The sequence below is a fragment of the Levilactobacillus cerevisiae genome (assembly GCF_003946245.1).
In the GTDB taxonomy this organism is placed as follows: domain Bacteria; phylum Bacillota; class Bacilli; order Lactobacillales; family Lactobacillaceae; genus Levilactobacillus; species Levilactobacillus cerevisiae.
This window is the reverse complement of the sequence record NZ_RHNN01000010.1, coordinates 105,302-123,535: the sequence shown is the minus strand read 5'-3', so window position 1 is coordinate 123,535 and position 18,234 is coordinate 105,302. Positions and strand designations below refer to the sequence as shown.

Sequence of the window (18,234 nt, the reverse complement as noted above, 5' to 3'; positions counted from 1 at the left end):
CTTTACTAGTCGTTAACTTTCACGACAGCCTTGCTGACACCGGCAACTTTTCCGTTCAGGACGTCTTCCACTTGTTCCAAACTAACTTCGTGACTGATCAGGGATTCAACGTCCAATTGGCCGCTGGATAAGAGTGCAATCCCGTCTTCGAAGGCGTAGGGGTTGATAAATGCCCCTTGGATTTTCAATTGCTTTTGGTAAACTTCGTAGGTGTTCATGGAGAACGTCTGGTTAGGCTTACCCACACCAAACATCAAGACTTGGGCGCCCTTCTTCGTGGCTTCCACAGCTTGTTCCTGCGTTTGGGGTAACCCCACGGCTTCAATCACAACGTCGTAGTCGGCTGGAATGCTGTCCCGCGTGGTGTTGAAGGTGTTGACAACGCCAAATTTTTCCTTGTTGAAGGCTAATTTTTCATCGACGATCCCGGCAAAATCAACTTGGTGAACGCCGTAAGCTTGTAATAATTGGACGAATAATTGCCCCATGAAACCATCACCGATGACCAAGGCCTTTTGATAAGGCTTGACGTTTAACAAAGTCATCCCGTGAACGGCACATGAAATGGGTTCCGTGGTGGCAGCGGCCTTCAGGGACACGTTGTCAGGAATGGGATAGACGACGGATGAAGGTGCGGTGAAGGATTCTGCTAAACCACCATCGCGGGTCACCCCAACGGCGGACAGGTTGTCACAGAGTTCAGGACGGTCGGTCCGGCAGTATTCACATTGCCCACAGTAGATGTTGGGGTCAACGGTCACGCGGTCGCCAACTTTTACGTTAGTCACGTCACTACCGATAGCGGCAACGATTCCGGAGTTTTCGTGGCCCAACACGATGGGTGGTACGGCGTCGGCTGAACCGGGAAGGCCAGCGTACAAGGCACGGTCAGTCCCACAGATACCAGCGTAGGCGGTGTTGACCAACACTTCGTTGGGCTTAACCTCTGGTGTGGCAAGGTCTTGGATCTCCATCTTCTTGGTTCCAGTTAAAACTAAGGCTTTCATAATAAATTTCTCCCTCTCTCACTTGTTGTATTCGTTCAAAGCTAAGGCAAAGTCGCCTAGCGTGGCTGAACCATTGTCTTTGACGGCGGGCATCACGATGTAATCCGTGAGCTTGCCAACATCAACATAATCATTCAATAGCTTAGCAAATTCGTTCCGCACCATGGCCAGAAAGGCCTCGCTGACAACCCCGCCACCAAAGACGATTTTGTCAGGCCGCATCATGAGGGTGACTTGTAAGGCTGCTTGCGCAACGTAGTAAGCCATGATGTCCCACACGTGATCGGTCAAGGGCACGTCCTTGCCGGGTTTCCCCAGCCGCGCGTCGAACGTGGGCCCACTGACCAAGCCCTCTAAGCAATCCCCGTGAAACGGGCAAATCCCGGCAAAGTTTAAATCATCAGGATGCCGCTTCAACCGCACGTGCCCCATTTCAGGGTGGCCCAGACTACCAACGAAATTCCCGTTAATGATGGCACCGGCACCCACACCGGTCCCAATCGTGAAGTAGACTAACGAGTTAATGTTTTCGTTGAACAGCGTGGACATCACGTATTCACCATAAGCGGAGCCGTTGACGTCGGACGTCCAGTACATGGGAACGTCAAGCTCCTGCTTCAGCCGGCCAACGAAATCCGTGTTGGCCCAGCCTTGCTTAGGGGTGTTGGTGATGTAGCCGTACTTCGGCGAGTTGCGCCGCAGTTCGATGGGTCCAAAGGAGGAAATGGCAATGGACTTTAGATCCGGAAACTGTTTAAAGTACGCGATGGTTTTGCTTAAGGTTTCTTCTGGGGTGGTGGTGGGAATCCGCACCTTGTCCTTCGTTTGGTAATCCTCGTTACCGATTGCACAAACAAACTTGGTTCCCCCTGCTTCAATACTTCCGAGTTGCATAATTGCTACCTCCATATTTACTCCGGGGGCCGTGACCCGCGGCACCGTTTTATCTAAGTTATCCTGACTGCTACAGCCATTTTTAAATCGTTTTCAGTATAGCAACTGCCTGGGCGAAATTTAAGCGATTTTCACAGTCGGAATTTTCAGAAAATAGCGAAAAATCACGGTCTGCCTGAAATACAATCGATTTCATTTTTCGTGAAATTTGTCACTTATTCACAAATTAGCCGTCAATCAGCCGCTTTCTGTATCCGCTTACATTTGATTTCATCAGTAATTTTCACCGCGCCTGCGCCCACCCTCCGTCAGGCAATTCACGGTTGACCCCCACTAACCAAACGTGCTACACTAGCGCCATAGCAAACCAACAGAATACTTTTGTTCTCTAGGGTTCCGCCAATTGGGTCTGGTCCGAGAGAGAACCTGGGGCTACGGCCGCAGACACGGAAGGGAAAAAGCCTGGGAGATTTTGTCAACAATTGACAGAATTTCTCAGGCTTTTTCTGTTTAAGGAGGATTTTCATCATGTGGAAACATTGGATCACCGTGCTTTTAGGCGCGGTCTTTGAAGTCAGTTGGGTCGTCGGCTTTAAGCACGCCACGACGCCTTGGGAGTGGCTTTTGACGGGGATTGCCGTCTACTTGAGCTTTTACTTTCTCATTCGCGCCAGTCGGCACATCCCGGCGGGTACCGCCTACGCCGTCTTCGTGGGACTGGGCACTCTAGGGACCACCAGCGTGGGTATGCTCGCGTTTGGTGAACCGGTCAGTCTGGCTAAGATTGGGCTGATTGCCCTGTTACTAGTCGGCATCGGTGGCTTACAGGTCACCACGAAAGGAGGCCACTAATTATGGCGTGGCTCTATTTAATCTTTGCAGGCCTCAGTGAAATGCTGGGTGTGACCTTCATGAACTGGGCGTTGCATGCCCGCAAATGGTGGCTGTGGGCCATGATGATTTTGGCCTTCACCTTTAGCTTCGGCGGCCTGGAACTGGCGCTAAACACCCTACCAATGGGCACCGCCTATGCCGTTTGGACCGGGATTGGTGCGGCTGGTGGCGTCATCACGGGGATGCTCTTCTTCCACGAATCCAAGGATTGGCGCAAGATTCTCTGGGTGATTGTGATTCTCTCCGCCACGATGGGCTTGAAACTAATCAGCTAACGGTAACACCAGGTTGTACCAGGTCTCACCGGCATGTGCTGAGGCGGACACACCCTCGTTGCGGTACCTGTTGCGTTCGTAGAAGGACACCAGTCGTTTGAGACAGGTTAAGGTAATGGCCTGCCGGTGTTGCTGGCGGGCCACCTGCGCCAACGCAGTCAGTAGTTGGCTCCCCAGGCCTTCCTTTTGGTGGGCGGGGCTCACGGCTAGGCTCAGGATGGTTTGGTAGGCGTCCGTGGCGTTGTTGGGCGTGGACTGATCAAAGAGTGCATCGGTCAAGTACCGTTGGTCAAATGCCGGTCCGACCACGTAACCCAACACTTCGGCGCCCTCTTTGGCAACCAAAAAGGTATCCGAAATCAGCTGAATCCGTTCGGCCATGCTGGCGTCACTGGCCGCCTCGTCGGGTGAGAACCCGGCATTTTCGATGGTCATAATCTGAGTTAAATCCTGCGGCTGGGCAGGGGTAATGGTAAGGGTCATGGGTAGTGCCTCCTGAATTTTTTCTGAGATTAGTATATACTAACGGCATTCGATAAGTACAATTAATCTTTCAAATCAATCCATTAGGAGCCCTGATAGTCATGAACCGTTTCCTCGCGCTTCAGAAAATCCTTGAGCTAGGCAGCTTCACTGAGGCCGCTACCGCGTTGGGATACACGCAGTCTGCCATTAGCCAAATGATCACTTCGCTGGAAACTGAATTCGGTGTGACGTTGCTCAATCGCTCACGCCATGACATTCACCTCACCCACGAAGGTCAACAGCTCTACCCCTTGATTCAACGTACCGTCCGGCAGTACCAACAGATAACCGAAAAGGCAACGGAGATCAAAGGCCTCGATACCGGTGTGATTCGCGTCGGCACCGTCTCCAGTATCACCTGCCACTGGCTCCCTGGCCTAATCAAAGACTTTCAGCAACGGTACCCACACATTGACTTTGTCTTTTACCAGGGTGATTACAATTCCATTCAAAATTGGATCAAAACAGACGTGGTCGACTTTGGGTTCACTTCACCCGCTGCCATCACGGGTCTGCAAACCATCCCGGTGAAGGACGATGAGTTAGTCGCCATTTTACCAGCAGGCCATCCCCTCGCTCGCCAGGAAAAGCTAACCCTGTCAGCGCTTTGCCCGGAACCCTTCATTCTCTTAGAAGAGGGCCAATTCAACGAACCCCTCCGCGCATTCGCAGCCGAAAATTTAGCCCCTCAGGTCAAGTACCGCCTGCACGACGACTACGGGATCATGACCATGGTCGAGGCCGGCCTGGGCGTAAGTATCTTGCCCAAGCTGGTCCTGCGGCGCACCAACTTCAATATCGCCATCCGCTCCCTGTCTCCCGGACTATCTCGCAAGTTAGCGCTCGGCTTCAAAGACCGTCGGAGCTTGCCAATTGCCAGTCAGTACTTCGTGCAAGAAATCCTGGACCACCGGAAAGATTTAGTTTAACTGGCGGTTACCCTTTAATCGATTGTCAAAATCAGCTTTAACGTGGCCGTATCTCGGTCACTTAAGCTTTTTTTGCGTAAACGCGCTTAATAACTCGTCACATGCGTCGTCCGTTTAAACTTCTCGCCGGGCTCATAAAGGAACTGCTTGGTATGCACGAAGACCAGCGTGTGGTTTTTCTTCTTAAGACCAAACCGGACATTGCGGGCCTTAACCCAGCCCCGATGCTCCACGTGGCCCTTCAGATAGTAGACCCCATGAGATTTACGGTATTTCACCCGTTTAACTAGTTGTTCCGGATTATTTGAAACGCCCAGTGAAAAGGTCTTCGCCGTTATTTCAATGACTGGGGGGAACCCTGCCGCCGAATTGTTCTGCGGTGCCGTTGACTGGTACAGTCCCCGTAAAGCTTTGGGTGTGCCTTGATACCACGTTGCGGCATTGGCGCTCGTCAGTGATGTCAGGCCTCCCCAGGCCATCATGGCAACCCCAACAATGATTAAGTGTTTTATGTATTGCATCCCGTTCTCCTCCTCGATAACTCGTAAAAGCTGTTCACGATTAACTATCACCACTCTAAAGGAAAGGGTGCCATTTTGCAATAACTTTCTGTTGATAAATTCTATAATAAATCAGCCATAAGTGGGATAAAAATAGTTATAAAAAAAGCCGGTCACTTTGCGCTAACCAGCTGGCTAATCTGAATCAAAATGTCCGAACGATCCGTTCCACCACAACTCGGCCCCCCAGCAAAACCTCACTGAGCTGTTGGGTGGGTGTCGGCGTGTTCCAGTAATGTTCCGCGGCTTTCAGCTTCATGCTGACAGCTGTTCCATCCGTTGCGGGCAAGAGCGTGGCATCCCCTGAAAAAGTGGGCCCGTTCGTGGCCACCTGCACCAGCTGCAAGACGTGACGGCCTTCCTTTTCAAACAGGTTCCGCCAGGTCAGCGCCTGATCATAGCTACTGGCTGCGTACAAGCACGCTAATCGCGACGGGTAATTCGGGTGATCGCGCAACCGCACCATTTCCAAAATGGTTTCACGAAGCGCGTGTTTTTGGCGGTCACGGTCGTTCCGTAGCTGGGTCGTCTGTGCCGGCGTGAGCGTTAACCGGGGCGTTTTCAACAGGGCATCCAGGGGCAACTGCTCGCCGCGTTCCAGAAAAAATTTCCCCTGCCAGTTCGCTTGGCCCTTGGAGAAATCAAAAACCTGGCGTTCATGGACGGCTTGGCGCGTAATTAAATGATAGAAGACTGGCATGACGGTCACCTCGGCAATTAGAATACCCCCATTATACGCGACCTTCCTGGATTCAGGCGAGTTACTGTTCGGTTAGCCAAATTTTTTTGCAAAGAAAAACACGCCAACCACCGTCGACGTGCTTCTTGTTTCACTATTTAGCTAACTTAGCGCCCTTGTCAGCGTAAGTCATTGAACCGATATTCCCAGAAACGCTGAGCTTACCGTTCTTGTAAACTAACTTGGTTACGGAAACGTTCTTCAATGGCGTTCCCTTGTACTTCTTAGTCATGGTTGAGAGGTATTCGTTGATGGACATCCCAGAACTCACAACCAGCACGTTACCACCGCCACGTTTCTTGGTGTTCTTGGCGATGGTCTTCAATTCCTTAGCCATCCGCGTTTCAACTTGCTTGGAGCTTTCGGCACGGTCAGCCTTGACCAGTTTCGTCCCTTGGCTGTTCTTCTTGTCCAGCTTGTAGTAAGCGTCTTGGAGTTTCGTCCAGTAATTCTTACCTTGCTTGGCCATCATTTCGTCACCGTTCTTGAAGCCGTAAACGCCAGCAATCAAGGCGTTGTCGGTAGCGATACTGTCGCCTTCAAAGCTACCGTAGCCACCTTCACGCAGGTACTTGGAAACGTTGACTGTGACCTTCTTATTACCAGAGTAACTCAGGACATGCTTAGCGGTGACTTGTTGGCGGGTCAGGTTCCCAGCGTAGGCAGCTTTGAACGTCTTGCCCTTCAAACCGCGACCGAGGTCGTTAGCCACTTTGGTCCCGTTCTTAGTCAGTGGAAAATCGCTCCAACCTTGAACTCGGCCCATCACGTTCCCCGTGGTTTCACCGTGACGTGTTAAGTAAATGGTAACTGGCTTGGTCGTCGTTTTCTTCTTGGCTTGGGCGGTCGTGGTGCCACCAACCATGGCAACGGCCCCAACCGTAACTGCTAAGACGCCGAGAACTTGCTTACCGAACTTCATCATGAATCTCCTCCATATATGTATAAAATGTTAAACGCTGTCACTAAAATAGCCGGATTAGCCATTTGAGGTTAATCGTTTTAGCAAGCGCTTACATGTAACAACTTATCATAAAGTTGTTGGTAAGACAACGATTATTTTTTAATAACGATTATATATAAGTAGCCTGGTTAGTTCGTCCCAAATTATACTTAATTTGAATATTCTCGTCCTAATGTTTCCTCCTTGTTGCCAGCGGTATTCTTTTGCATTTTGCGAAGAGAACCACCATGTAAAGTACCGCTAGCATCAATCCCAACATTTTCGATTCAGGCAGCTGGAGTAGATGTATCAGCATTTGGCGCTGACCTTTTTTGCCAAAATAAACCAGATCACTTGATTTTGCAGTGACCTGGTCTATTTTACTGCCTATTTTTCTGTAAGTGTTTGATGATCCGGTAAATGCTTTCTATCACCAGCGTGGTGAACCACAGGAAAAAATACACCCCACTTGGCTATTTACTGCTTAAAAAGACCAAGGACTCTGAAACGCGCTACGCGGGGCAGGTCCCTGCGCTTAGAAAGCCCCAGAACTCCTGCCCGACTTTCCCTTCTGACTATCTTGCTTTAGACCGTTTGATTAGTTCTACGCGGAACAACTCGGAAATATGTAGCCTCTGAAACGTGCTACGCGGGGCAGGTCCCTGCGCTTAACCCCGGCTCAGCAATGACCCAAACCCGGGCAGTAAACTTTCCCTTCTGACTACCTTGCTCTAGACCGTTTGATTGGTTCTACACGGAACAACTCGGAAATATGCGGCCTCCGAAACGTGCTACGCGGGGCAACTGGTTCCGCTTAACAACATAAAGAAAAGGACCCAAGCCCAGGGTCCTTCCCTTTATGCCTACCTTGCTTTAGCCCGTTTGACTGGTTCTACACGGAACAATATCGGTCCTGGCGGCCTCCGAAACGTGCTACGCGGGGCAGGTCCCTGCGCTTAGAAAGCAACAGAACTCCTGCCCGACTCTGTCGGACAGAAGCTCTGTTGCTCCCTAATGCTCAGGACCTAACCGCCCCGCTCCGCACTCTAACTTACCTTCTCCAATGAAATCAAATGTCCATTCACGCTCACCCCATACGTTGGAATGGGGCCGCTGATGACCGTTACGTTGGTTGAGGTTGCCGTTAAGTCTATTTCTAGCACGCTCGCGGCAATCTTCATTCTGTAAGTTAGCCGGTTAATTTCTGCTGGTAAATGATTGTAGAAGTGGACGACCTCGTCTTGGACGTAGAAGCCTGAGAAGCCGGCTACCAGCGCCAACCAGCTGCCACCTAAGTTGGCCAAATGCAGGCCGTCCGCCGTGTTCTTTTGCAGGTTGACCAGATCCATCTGGGCCGTATCCATGAAGTACTTATAAGCCTTTTCCGTGTCGCCCATCCGTGCCGCCAAAATACTAAAGATTGACCGCGACAGTGAGGAATCGTGGGTCGTCACGCCTTCGTAGTAGTGGTATTCCCGTTTCAATTGGTCCTCTGATAAGTCCTCCGGGAACAGATAATCCGCCAACAACGTATCGGCCTGCTTGGCCACCTGGTAACGGTAAATCGTCAATGGGTGGTAGTGCAGCAGCAACGGGAAGTTATCCGGCGTCGACCGTTCTACCGGCCACCGTGGCTTGCTCAAGAAGCTGTCATCCTGCTCGTTGATCCGGAGTTCCTTGCTATACGGCAGGTACACGTGTTCCGCCAAATTTTCAAAGACATCCAGGTCGGTGGAACCCAAGCCAAACTTCTCCAAGCCGTGCGGGTCAGTCTTTAAAATTTCCTTGGCCAAATAGATGACCAATTCAAAGTTATGCTTCGCTAACCGGTTGGTGTAGTAATTATTATTGACCAGCGCGGTATATTCATCGGGTCCGGTCACCGTGTGAAATTCAAACCGGTTTTCAGTACCCTCTTGATGCCAGGAGCCGAACGCTTCCCAGAAGTGAGCCGTTTCCAAAACCATTTCAAAGCCACACTGTTTGATGAAGTCGATGTCTCGGGTAATTTCGTAATACTTGCCGACCGCGTAAGCCACGTCAGCGTCGATGTGGTACTGCGCCGTGCCGGCCGGGTAGTAGGCCGAGGCCTCTTCACCGTTGATGGTCCGCCAAGCGAAGAGTGCCCCCGCCGAAACCCCCATGGCCCGCGCACGTTGCCGGGCTTTCGGCAGCGTTTGATAGCGGTACAACAGGAGTTGGCGCGCCATCTGCTGGTTGGTGTAAATGAAGTACGGCAACATGTACATTTCGGTATCCCAGAAGTAGTGGCCTTCGTAGTCGGACCCGCTGAGCCCCTTCGCCGCAATGTTCGTCCGCCCATCTCGACCGGCTGCCTGATTCAACTGGAAAACGTTGTAGTGAATCGCCAAATTCAGCTCGTCATTGCCGCTAACCGTGACCTCACTACGTTGCCAAACATCCTGCCAAAAGTCCCGGCTGTCCGCCAAGATAGCTGAAAATGAGTTGGCCATAAACGGTGCGGCCGGATCGATCGTATTCTGCTGACCAATTTCACCGACGTAGGCCTCGTAAGCCAGGCTGTGCGCGTCGTGATCACTCAAGTCGACCGTCTGCCGCAACAGACTGGCGCCCTCCGTCAACATCCCCATGTAAATCGTGACCGCCTGCTTGGTCTTCCGCGTCTTCACGTGATACCGTTGGAGGTTGCGCCCCACGAACTCGGTTTCACAAATCGGCAAGCCCGCCATCCGCGTCTTCCGGGGGTCAGCAGAGGCAATTGCTTCGGCCTCGGCCGGCACCGCAACGGCCTTGCTGACGACTAGACTCCCGGCATAATTGCCCGCGGTAAAGCCATAACTAGCAGCCCAGAATTCCGTTTGCGTTTGGCCAATCGCTGATTTCAAACTCATGGTAATCGTTTCGCCCTGCAGCGTTTGCAGCGTGTAGTGTTCGATCAGCGCCCCAGTGGTCAAATCCAGATCAACCGCCGTCCGTTCACTGTTGGTGAAGTCGTGCCCAGACGCCGTCGCCACGTGGATGTGCCGGAAGTCTGGTAAATTTAAAATCGTTTGGTGGTTCGTGGCGTAACCGATTCCCGCCTCCCCATAGGTGATGGGAGCGGTCTCATAAAATCCATTAATTAGCGTCCCACTAATGGGGTTGCCGGTAATCGGGTCGTTAGCCCGGACGCCGAAGTGGCCGTTAGCCAGTGAGAACACCGTTTCCAGGTATTCCGGCTGGTGATCAGCCACGTCGTGTAAAGTTAAGTGATAATCACGTAATGTCAAAGTTATCTCCCCCATACTTACTCTTTATTAACTGCTATGCGTACAACTGGTTGATAGATGGTACTTCATTGCGTCAGGTTCTGACGCCGCCGTATGCTATTGCTATGTGCCTGGCGCTAGATGGTAATCCCACACTGCAAACCTTTCAGACAACAACTTTTTAATCGAAGCCACTGATTTAAAGCTAAACCCAGTGTCAGCCGCAGGGATGGTGAAAATGGGTCAAGCCGTGGGAATTATCTTAGTAGCGCTTTTGGCTACTTAGATAATTGGTACCTTTGAGACTCGGGAAGCCGAGGCTCAAAGTAAGCCTGAAGACCGCCCTATGGCTTCAGGCGCCCGCCCACAGCGATCCGATCCCATTTTCACCATCCCGGAGGCGGTGGCAACCGCAACAACCAGTTTAGTCTTTAAATCAAACGCGCTGCCGTAGCCAAAGCGTCCTCCACCGCCGGCACGTTCCCAGTAAAGTTCAGGAAAGCGTGGCTGATACCGCCGTAACGGAAGTAGTTGGCGTCATCGTTGGCCTGCCCGACCTTGCGGATAAAGGCCTCATCCTGGAGCCGGAACGGATCGTACTCGCCGACCAGGACCGTAACCCGGTTGAACATTGCTGGATCTGCCAGCAGTGGTGACAGGAGTGGCGCCGTTAAGTCTACCGGCTGATCTGCCACGTAATAGCCACTCATAATCGTGTCCAACTGCTCAAACAGCTGGTAACTGCGGTGCAGCGCATCTCGTTGCTCTGCAACCACCGGAATGCTGCGGTCATCCCACAGCGGGCCATTTAAATCGGAGCCCTGAATCAGCGTTGGGTAGAACAGCATGTGGCTGGCAATCGTGCAGATGCCCATCGACTTGCAGAGCTGGCTGACGGCCAAGGCAATCGAGCCCCCAGCGGAGTCGCCCCCGAGTGAAATCTGTTGGTAACTCTGCGTCATGGCCGCGACCACCGCCAAGCCATCCAAGATACCCGCGGGATAGGCTTGTTCCGGCGCTAACGCGTAATCCACATTATAAACGACGCAGTTGGCTTGTTCCGCCACGAACTTCAGTGCCAGCAGGACATCTTCGGGTGTGCCGCCGTAATAGGCACCCCCGTGAAAGTAAATCAACGCCTTGTCCGCGGTCAAATGGTCCATCCGCGCAATCCGAATCACCCGGACCCGCCGATTCATCGACACAATCTGTTGCATTTCCACCTTCATCTCAACGTTGGTCAAGTCCCGTTGGCCCGAGGTTTCCGTCCCCTGACGCAGGCTAAACAAATCAGTTGGCAGCTGCGGATTCTCCTCGATTTCAGCAACGGTTTCCCAGACTAGCGGCTCAAACGTGTGGATCGGATCACGCTCCTTGATCCAGCTGGTGACGCCGTCTTCCACGCTCGTAACCCGCATTTGCTGTAGCCGTTGCAACTCGTCGTTGTACCCCAAAGACTGCTTGGTTGTCGTATCATTCAACATGATGATTACCCCTCTCAAAATAAATAACCATTACTCTCGATTAGTTATCGTTGAGCGCCCGTTCCGCAGTCCTGGTTTACCAGACGAATCCCCGTCCGTCCGGGTAAATGCGCTAATTCACTGACACTTAAAATTAACGTTCGGCTACGTTTTACCACCAAATGAAACCGGTGTAAACGGGTAACTAACGACTTTTAAAACTTTTTCAATCCGCACTCACCAGATCCGGTGAAGCCAGCGCAACTGCTCCGCAAACCAACCGGCAACGTCCGGCCGAATGTACTGCTGGCCAAAGATGGCATCGTGGGTGTGACCCGCCGCAAACGCCGTCACGTCACGCGCCAGGCTCAACGCGTGCGGACCGCGCGGATACAAATGAAATCGTACCGGCACCCCCAATTTGCGTAACGCCTGCACGTAACATTCGGCATTGGCAGGCGGTACCAGCTCATCGGTCGCCGTTGTCCAAACGAAGGCCGGTGGATTCTGGGCCGTCACCAGCTGGTCGGCCTCGGTCAAGCGCCACGTTCCGGCGATTCGCTGCTGTTCGGCAGCATCGTTAGGCCAGCCCAACCGCAACCCAATCACCGGATAGGCCAGGGTTGCCGCCCACACGGCACAATCCTGGCTGGCAAACCGCAACGTTCCGGCCAGTTGCGCCCACAGATCCGTATACAATGCCGCGAGTTGCCCGCCAGCGGAGAACCCGACCAGTAAAATGTGGGTCGCGTCAATTTCGTACTGCTCCGCGTGCCGGTGAAATTCAGCGACCACGTTTGCCAACTGATACAAAGCGGTTGGGTAGACCGGCTTTTGGCCAATCAGTTGGTAGGTGACGCTGGCGACCGCGTATCCCTGGGCCAGGTATTGCACGGCCACGATTTCATTTTCCCGGTCGCTGTGAAACCGATAACCGCCACCTGGCAGTAGAATCACCAACGGCCGCCGCGGTGGCTGGTTAAAGTCAGCGATGGCGGCCGGTTGGTAGAACGTCACGGCAACCGGATAAGCCGGCTGGCCGAATGTTAAATTAAGCGTTTTCATTTATTTTGTCTGCGTCTTCCTTCGCGGCCTTAGCGGAGGCAATTTCATCTTCATCCAACTGGTAACCGAAGAACAGGATGACCAGAATCAGCAAGGCCAAAATGACTGGTAACCAGACAAAGCTGGTACTGATGGCGGTAAGCGCCTTGGCGCCTTGAATCTTGGCAGTGGCTTGGAAACCACCCCAGGTCAGCAACCAACCAGAAACCAAGCCACCGAAGCCCATGCCCAACTTCGCCCCAACCATGGGAACGGAGGAGAGAATGCCGGGTTCGTCAATGTGCATTTCGGAACGGGCGTACTCAACCGTGTCAGCAATCATCACGAAGGAGATGGAGAACGCTGCCCCCATGGCAACCAGCGCGATGACGTTGCCGGCAAACAGTAACGGAATACTCTTGAAACTCATAATCGCTTCACCAATGGCAAACGTGATCATCGACAGGAGCATAACGTTTCTGTGTTTCATAAACTTACTAAGGAATGGAATGGAAATGTTCCCGATAACGGCCACGATAACCAGGCCGTTGAATGCCCCAACCAGGTCTGCTCGCTGGTAAACGTAGGTCAGATAGTAGACGGCGGTCTGCATCCGGATAACCCAGAACGTTTGTAACAGAATGAAGCTCAGACTCAGGATGACCCAAGGCTTGTTCTTGACGGCACCCTTTAAGGATTCACCAATGGAGAGGTGCCCCTTAATTTCTGGCGCGTCGGCGGAGTCATCTACGATATCATCTTGTTCACGTAAGTTGGCGAAGGCACCCAAGAACAGCACGATGATGGCGATCCCAATAAAGATCCCCCAAATCATCCAGCCCTTTTCAGCGTTCTTACCACCTAATTTCGCAACCATCGGTAAGGAAATGGCACCGATAATAGCGGTCCCAATGTTGGTCATTACCATCCGGGCACTGGCCAAGTTGGTCCGTTCGGCAGGATCCTTGGTCAAACTTGGCAGGATCGCCGTGATGGGCGTGTTGGCACCGGAATAAACTAAACTAAACAACGTGTAAACCAGGGAAATCCAAGCAAGCTGGAAAGTCTTGTTTCCCCCGAATGACGGGTTGAAGAACAGCAGCATGGTCAGAATCCCCAGTGGAATCCCAAACCATAAGAAGTATGGCCGCGCCTTCCCGTATTTAGAATGCGTGTGGTCAATCAAGAAGCCATAAACAACGCCATCAAAGGCATCAATGATCCGGACAACGAAGAACAAGGTCCCCACGAAGGCGGGCGAGATCCCCATAACCGTGGTGTAATAGAATAATAGATACAACCCAACAATTTGCCAAATCAGGTTCCCCGCCAGGTCGGTTGACCCGTAGAAGAACCGCTGTTTCCATAATTGCGCTTTACTCATGATGCTTTACCTCCCCCAAAGAATTTAGCCATCAACTAATATCTGTAACCGCTTACAAGTACATCATATCGGTTAAGGCCCTTAGCAGTAATCCTAAATTATGACCGGCGACTTACCTTTTCCAACCTCCTATCGATTTATCCCGTTTAGTTAGCCAGAATTGACTAACCAACCATTGCTATCGACCCTATCATACGCGATGTTGTCCAGAATCAGTAGTTGGGGGCCTTAATTAGTTATTCGTTTTAACCAAGTGAATTTGGTCTAAGTCAGCTGGGCGAAGCCAGCGCCTTACCGGGGCCGATCCACAAAATTAGTGGTTAATTGCCACCTGCGGCTGCCAGAGATTCCGTCTGCTGTGGGGACCGCCTGCGGCCTGAGGGACGGTCCTCCGGCTCGGTTTGAAGCCTGACAAAAATCGTCAGGCTCCAAACGCGTCCCACGCTGTAAGCTGGTGCCCAGCTAACACCGTCGACACAGCTGACTCCATCTCTGTCCTCCTCCAGTTATGATTGTTCTGTACCATGAAATTGATGTAACCATCGCTGACTTGGTAACTTTTGTCCACGATAATTGGTCACTATCTACGTAGACGTGAGTGAACCAAATTTTTGACATTATATCCCTACCACGTGGCGGGTTATACCAACGACTTTCTTTAGTTACGGACACAAAACAGCCGTATCCCTTAACGTGTAGCGGGATACGGCTGTTTAATCAGTCATTTAAGTTGTGCTCAAGTAACGTACGGCTTAGGCCTTCGTCAGGTAGTTAGCTTTGATTTGCTTGATTTGGGCTGGTGTGATCTTCAAGCCCTTCTTGATGTAATTGTTCATGGAACCATATTGATCCTTCACTTGGCTGTAGAACAAGTTCAGCAGTGCTGGCTTGGCCCATGTCACGTTCAGTTGCGTGTTGGATAATAAGTAATCGCGTTGGATGTCTTGCTTGCTAACGCCCAAGATGGTGTAGAGGATGGCTGCGGAAGTCCCCGTCCGGTCCATTCCGTGGGAACAGTGGAATAAGAGAGCGCCCTTCTTGTTTTTGGCAGCAGCGACCAATAATTTATGGTAGCTCTTCTTAGCGGCTGGCTTGTTGGCCATATCGCGGTACATGCCCTCGTCATCGTTGTCGTAGTTAGACTTCGTTCCTAAGATTGAAGACCCTAAGTACTTGGCACCAGCAATCTTCACGTCTGGCTTTTCAGTGATTTGGGACTTGGTCCGTAAATCAAAGACTTCCGTCACGTGGTATTTCTTAGCTAACTTTTTCGTGTCAGCCTTCGTCAGTTTGTCCAGCGAATCGCTCCGCAGTAACCGGTCCTTCTTCACGCGTTGGCCGGTCTTAGTCTTGTAACCGCCCATGTCCCGCATGTTTTCAGCACCCGCGAGCTTAATGGGTGCGTTGACCTTCTTAGAAATGGCAGGTTGCAAGTCCGCATCCGTTGGGGTGGTTGCTGCTTGAGCAGGTGCAGCGGTGACCCCGAGCAAAATTAAAGAACAACTGATTGAAGCTAAAACGGCACGAATTTTCATATAAATGTAATCCCCTTTCTGAGTAAGTTAACTTTACCAAGCCCACGTAAAGTTTCCGCAAGGTTCTTGTAAATTTTATGTATTAATCATTCGAAGTGTTATTTAAATATTTATAACGCATTATTTTTAAATTTATAACAAATGTGACTTGCAATGGCCCTGTGCAGAACCTGATTAATGGTCAACTTAAAAGGGTGAGCCACCAGTTAAGCCGGTTCACCCTTGCCTTGTTTTATGCGTCTGCTAATAACCAATCAACGATGTTGACCACGGGGATTCCTTATACCTCTATTGCTACAAATTTTACAATTTTTGGAAGTATACTTCCATTTCTACCGATTTCATGAGTTCTTGGAAGTTTAAATTCATTCCGTCAAGTTCAACGACCCACCTACCCCAAAAATTTCGTCAACCAGTCCACGTAGTACTGCTCCCGCCCAATCGCATGGTCCAAAATCAGGTAGTGACCGTACGCGCCATCGATGGCCGCCTGGTCCGGAAAGACCGTTTCCCGGCGTTGCTGTAAGTGGGCCAGCTGGGCACGATGCAAGACGGCTTGCTCCTGCAACATGGGCTGAAGTCGCGGATCATCAGACCTTTTAATGAAGTACAATTTTAAAATAAATTCATCCTTGGTCGCCGACAGTTCCGGTGACGGTTCGCCAACCCAGGTCACCAATTTCTCGTGTCCCGCCGGCGTGAGTGAGTACTGCTTCTTCGCCAGCTTTTCCCCGGTAATCGTATCTTCGTGGGTGATGTCGCCAGCCGTTTCCAACCGCTTTAACATCGGGTAAATTTGGCTGTGCTGTGCCTGCCAGAATTCACCGATTTCATTTTCAAAGGCCTTCGCCAGGTCGTAGCCCGTCTGTGGCCGTTGGTTCAGTAGGCCTAAAATAATATATTGTAGCCGATTTCGCTGACCGATAATCATCAGCCTCCTTCCGTGCGTTAAGCCGTGCCCGTTCATTCGGGCCAAACGCCTTGTCCTGTCTTAATTGAACCAGTTCCCACCCAAAACTTCAAGGAAAATTGTTGACAAGTGCGGTCGAAGTCGTTATGATAATCACGTAAATTAAAACATGTATTTAATTACATGTTTCTGACGCAGAATAGAAGGAGATTTTCATATGACTAAGACATTTAAAACCCTCGATGACTTCCTGGGAACCCATTTTATTTACACCTACGACAACGGCTGGGAATACGAGTGGTACGCGAAGAACGACCACACCGTTGACTACCGGATTCACGGCGGCATGGTCGCTGGCCGTTGGGTCACGGACCAGGAAGCCAACATCGTCATGCTGACGGCTGGCATCTACAAGGTCGCCTGGACGGAACCAACCGGAACGGACGTGGCGCTGGACTTCCTGCCCAATGAGAACAAGGTTAACGGCACGATTTTCTTCCCGAAGTGGGTCCAAGATCACCCAGAGATCACGGTCACTTATCAAAATGAGCACATCGACGTGATGGAAGCCGCCCGGGAAAAGTACGCCACGTATCCCAAGCTGGTCGTCCCTGAATTTGCCAAGATCACTTACATTGGCGACGCTGGCCAAAACAATGAAGACGTGATCAGTGAAGCGCCTTATCCTAGTTTGCCAGATGATATTCGTGCTGGTAAGTATTTCGATGCGGATTATCACCGCGTAAATAAGTAGTTGAAAAAGGTGTTAACCAGTCGGGGAAAGTCCCGGGGTTAACACCTTTTTACTGGCTATGATGACATGCTTTCAGTTGGCTTTAGCATGCAAGATCTGCTGGAACACGCCAGCCATCAGTTTGGCATCATCGGCGATACTGGCCGCCATGTAGGCCTCCTGATGCTCCTGGGTGAAGTCCAGCTGAAACCCTTTCTCCCGGGCCAACACCTCCGTGAAAACCCGCAGCGTCCGGCCGTTGCCCTCGCGAAAGGGGTGAAACATATTCATCTCCGTGACCAGCTCACCCAACGCGGCTGCGACGATGTCCTTATCGGCAGCCACGCTAACAAAGGCCGTTAACTGGCGCTGGATGTCCCACTCGGCATTGCCAAACAGCATGACCGGATGGAAATGTGTGACCTGATTGCCGGTAGTTTTGCTGAAGTCGACTTCCCGGTAATGGCCGGCCCAATCGTAGATGTCACCTAACAAAACGGCATTAATTTTTCGCAATTCGCCAACGTCCTTACCAGTTAACTGATAGCCATCGGGTAAAACGTAATCATTCTGCCGGATGAATTTTTGTTGAATCGCGCTAAAGTTGTATTCAATCGTGTGTAGCTTCTCAGCATCCGTAATCCCCAACTTGTTCTTGAGCGTGCCATTCGTCAGTAAATAATCCTCCCAGTTTTTCACTTGTTGGGCACCGAATTTCTAGCATTGATCTTGGCTAGAACCTCTTCCCCAGTCAATGGGCGGCCCAAATCGTCGGCTTCACGCGCCAACTCAATATCCGCCACCGTTGGTTCAAACCCCTCGTACATGTTACTGATAGTAGCGTCCAAGGTTGCCCGGTAAGTCTCTTCGGTACTGAACGGCACCCCCATAATCGTCAAAGCTTGGTCATCGTGTTCTAAATACATAATTTGATCATCCTCCTCTATACTAGTTAACTCCGTAAAAACCGCGTCATTTTTTGCCAAAAGTTGAATTAATTTTACCGCCGGACCGCTGGGCGTGTAATCCGCCTGTTCCCAATGCTGGACGGTTCGCACGGAAACGCTGAGTAACGCCGCCAACCGCTGTTGACTGATACCATAGTGTTGGCGGATGAATTTAATATTCTGAGCAGTTTGACTCATCGCAATCACCTCAGAGCTATTATA

At 51.3% G+C, this 18,234-nt stretch carries 18 protein-coding genes and 1 riboswitch; of the genes, 4 read left to right on the top strand and 14 right to left on the bottom strand.

Annotated elements, in window-relative coordinates:
- Positions 1-5: 5 nt before the first annotated feature.
- A complete protein-coding gene (locus tag EKM99_RS06660) occupies positions 6-1,007 on the bottom strand; it encodes a zinc-dependent alcohol dehydrogenase family protein (RefSeq protein ID WP_125582113.1) in 1,002 nt (333 codons plus the stop codon).
- An 18-nt stretch (positions 1,008-1,025) separates the two neighbouring features.
- On the bottom strand, positions 1,026-1,901 hold the full coding sequence (scrK, locus tag EKM99_RS06655; RefSeq protein ID WP_125582111.1) for a fructokinase ScrK: 876 nt from the start codon (positions 1,899-1,901) through the stop codon (positions 1,026-1,028).
- Positions 1,902-2,278: 377 nt separating this feature from the next.
- A riboswitch (guanidine-I (ykkC/yxkD leader) is annotated at positions 2,279-2,372 on the top strand.
- Between the two features lie 57 nt (positions 2,373-2,429).
- On the opposite strand from scrK, the gene EKM99_RS06650 reads away from it, so the two are divergent.
- The gene (locus tag EKM99_RS06650; protein WP_125582109.1) at positions 2,430-2,753 is read left to right on the top strand and encodes a DMT family transporter; all 324 of its coding nucleotides are present in this window, start codon (positions 2,430-2,432) and stop codon (positions 2,751-2,753) included.
- A gap of 2 nt (positions 2,754-2,755) precedes the next feature.
- Positions 2,756-3,070 carry a DMT family transporter gene (locus EKM99_RS06645; RefSeq protein ID WP_125582107.1) on the top strand — a complete coding sequence of 105 codons (315 nt, stop codon included), beginning with the start codon at positions 2,756-2,758 and terminating at the stop codon, positions 3,068-3,070.
- Here EKM99_RS06645 and EKM99_RS06640 read toward each other — a convergent pair.
- Entirely contained in the window at positions 3,059-3,553 is a 495-nt protein-coding gene (locus EKM99_RS06640; RefSeq protein ID WP_125582105.1) for a GNAT family N-acetyltransferase, read from the bottom strand. The two genes, EKM99_RS06645 and EKM99_RS06640, sit on opposite strands and share 12 nt — an antisense overlap.
- 101 nt (positions 3,554-3,654) lie before the next feature.
- On the opposite strand from EKM99_RS06640, the gene EKM99_RS06635 reads away from it, so the two are divergent.
- Positions 3,655-4,524 carry a LysR family transcriptional regulator gene (locus tag EKM99_RS06635; protein ID WP_125582103.1) on the top strand — a complete coding sequence of 290 codons (870 nt, stop codon included), beginning with the start codon at positions 3,655-3,657 and terminating at the stop codon, positions 4,522-4,524.
- 86 nt (positions 4,525-4,610) lie between these two features.
- Here EKM99_RS06635 and EKM99_RS06630 read toward each other — a convergent pair whose 3' ends face one another.
- The 9 genes from EKM99_RS06630 to EKM99_RS06590 form a co-directional block, all read right to left on the bottom strand.
- Positions 4,611-5,045, bottom strand: a complete 435-nt coding sequence (locus tag EKM99_RS06630) for a hypothetical protein (RefSeq protein ID WP_125582101.1) — start codon at positions 5,043-5,045, stop codon at positions 4,611-4,613.
- 184 nt (positions 5,046-5,229) lie between these two features.
- On the bottom strand, positions 5,230-5,784 hold the full coding sequence (locus EKM99_RS06625; protein WP_125582099.1) for a DUF2441 domain-containing protein: 555 nt from the start codon (positions 5,782-5,784) through the stop codon (positions 5,230-5,232).
- 133 nt (positions 5,785-5,917) lie between these two features.
- On the bottom strand, positions 5,918-6,748 hold the full coding sequence (locus EKM99_RS06620; RefSeq protein ID WP_225419805.1) for a histidine phosphatase family protein: 831 nt from the start codon (positions 6,746-6,748) through the stop codon (positions 5,918-5,920).
- Between the two features lie 1,064 nt (positions 6,749-7,812).
- A complete protein-coding gene (locus tag EKM99_RS06615) occupies positions 7,813-10,017 on the bottom strand; it encodes a glycoside hydrolase family 65 protein (RefSeq protein WP_225419804.1) in 2,205 nt (734 codons plus the stop codon).
- 410 nt (positions 10,018-10,427) lie between these two features.
- Positions 10,428-11,480, bottom strand: a complete 1,053-nt coding sequence (locus EKM99_RS06610; protein ID WP_125582095.1) for an alpha/beta hydrolase fold domain-containing protein — start codon at positions 11,478-11,480, stop codon at positions 10,428-10,430.
- Between the two features lie 216 nt (positions 11,481-11,696).
- Positions 11,697-12,524, bottom strand: coding sequence for an alpha/beta hydrolase (locus EKM99_RS06605; RefSeq protein ID WP_125582093.1), 828 nt, complete (start codon positions 12,522-12,524; stop codon positions 11,697-11,699).
- On the bottom strand, positions 12,511-13,887 hold the full coding sequence (locus EKM99_RS06600) for an MFS transporter (protein WP_125582091.1): 1,377 nt from the start codon (positions 13,885-13,887) through the stop codon (positions 12,511-12,513). The genes EKM99_RS06605 and EKM99_RS06600 overlap by 14 nt, the downstream gene beginning before the upstream one ends.
- Before the next feature lie 752 nt (positions 13,888-14,639).
- Complete coding sequence (locus EKM99_RS06595) at positions 14,640-15,422, bottom strand: tyrosine-protein phosphatase (RefSeq protein WP_125582089.1); 783 nt, start codon at positions 15,420-15,422, stop codon at positions 14,640-14,642.
- A 391-nt stretch (positions 15,423-15,813) separates the two neighbouring features.
- Positions 15,814-16,347 (bottom strand): PadR family transcriptional regulator, encoded by a 534-nt coding sequence (locus tag EKM99_RS06590; RefSeq protein ID WP_164511546.1) that lies wholly within the window; start codon positions 16,345-16,347, stop codon positions 15,814-15,816.
- A 202-nt stretch (positions 16,348-16,549) separates the two neighbouring features.
- On the opposite strand from EKM99_RS06590, the gene EKM99_RS06585 reads away from it, so the two are divergent.
- Positions 16,550-17,086 (top strand): phenolic acid decarboxylase, encoded by a 537-nt coding sequence (locus EKM99_RS06585; protein ID WP_125582087.1) that lies wholly within the window; start codon positions 16,550-16,552, stop codon positions 17,084-17,086.
- A gap of 72 nt (positions 17,087-17,158) precedes the next feature.
- Here EKM99_RS06585 and EKM99_RS06580 read toward each other — a convergent pair whose 3' ends face one another.
- Together EKM99_RS06580 and EKM99_RS06575 are read right to left on the bottom strand one after the other, a co-directional pair.
- A complete protein-coding gene (locus tag EKM99_RS06580; RefSeq protein WP_125582085.1) occupies positions 17,159-17,764 on the bottom strand; it encodes a Fic/DOC family protein in 606 nt (201 codons plus the stop codon).
- A complete protein-coding gene (locus tag EKM99_RS06575; RefSeq protein ID WP_125582084.1) occupies positions 17,761-18,210 on the bottom strand; it encodes a helix-turn-helix domain-containing protein in 450 nt (149 codons plus the stop codon). The genes EKM99_RS06580 and EKM99_RS06575 overlap by 4 nt, the downstream gene beginning before the upstream one ends.
- Positions 18,211-18,234: the final 24 nt, after the last annotated feature.

What these genes read in the sequence shown, in the direction of transcription:
- EKM99_RS06610 (WP_125582095.1), bottom strand. Translation starts at nt 11,480, where the DNA reads ATGTTGAATGATACGACAACCAAGCAGTCTTTGGGGTACAACGACGAG.
- EKM99_RS06620 (WP_225419805.1), bottom strand. Translation starts at nt 6,748, where the DNA reads ATGATGAAGTTCGGTAAGCAAGTTCTCGGCGTCTTAGCAGTTACGGTT.
- EKM99_RS06630 (WP_125582101.1), bottom strand. Translation starts at nt 5,045, where the DNA reads ATGCAATACATAAAACACTTAATCATTGTTGGGGTTGCCATGATGGCC.
- EKM99_RS06635 (WP_125582103.1), top strand. Translation starts at nt 3,655, where the DNA reads ATGAACCGTTTCCTCGCGCTTCAGAAAATCCTTGAGCTAGGCAGCTTC.
- EKM99_RS06640 (WP_125582105.1), bottom strand. Translation starts at nt 3,553, where the DNA reads ATGACCCTTACCATTACCCCTGCCCAGCCGCAGGATTTAACTCAGATT.
- EKM99_RS06660 (WP_125582113.1), bottom strand. Translation starts at nt 1,007, where the DNA reads ATGAAAGCCTTAGTTTTAACTGGAACCAAGAAGATGGAGATCCAAGAC.
- scrK (WP_125582111.1), bottom strand. Translation starts at nt 1,901, where the DNA reads ATGCAACTCGGAAGTATTGAAGCAGGGGGAACCAAGTTTGTTTGTGCA.
- EKM99_RS06585 (WP_125582087.1), top strand. Translation starts at nt 16,550, where the DNA reads ATGACTAAGACATTTAAAACCCTCGATGACTTCCTGGGAACCCATTTT.
- EKM99_RS06595 (WP_125582089.1), bottom strand. Translation starts at nt 15,422, where the DNA reads ATGAAAATTCGTGCCGTTTTAGCTTCAATCAGTTGTTCTTTAATTTTG.
- EKM99_RS06625 (WP_125582099.1), bottom strand. Translation starts at nt 5,784, where the DNA reads ATGCCAGTCTTCTATCATTTAATTACGCGCCAAGCCGTCCATGAACGC.
- EKM99_RS06600 (WP_125582091.1), bottom strand. Translation starts at nt 13,887, where the DNA reads ATGAGTAAAGCGCAATTATGGAAACAGCGGTTCTTCTACGGGTCAACC.
- EKM99_RS06605 (WP_125582093.1), bottom strand. Translation starts at nt 12,524, where the DNA reads ATGAAAACGCTTAATTTAACATTCGGCCAGCCGGCTTATCCGGTTGCC.
- EKM99_RS06575 (WP_125582084.1), bottom strand. Translation starts at nt 18,210, where the DNA reads ATGAGTCAAACTGCTCAGAATATTAAATTCATCCGCCAACACTATGGT.
- EKM99_RS06650 (WP_125582109.1), top strand. Translation starts at nt 2,430, where the DNA reads ATGTGGAAACATTGGATCACCGTGCTTTTAGGCGCGGTCTTTGAAGTC.
- EKM99_RS06645 (WP_125582107.1), top strand. Translation starts at nt 2,756, where the DNA reads ATGGCGTGGCTCTATTTAATCTTTGCAGGCCTCAGTGAAATGCTGGGT.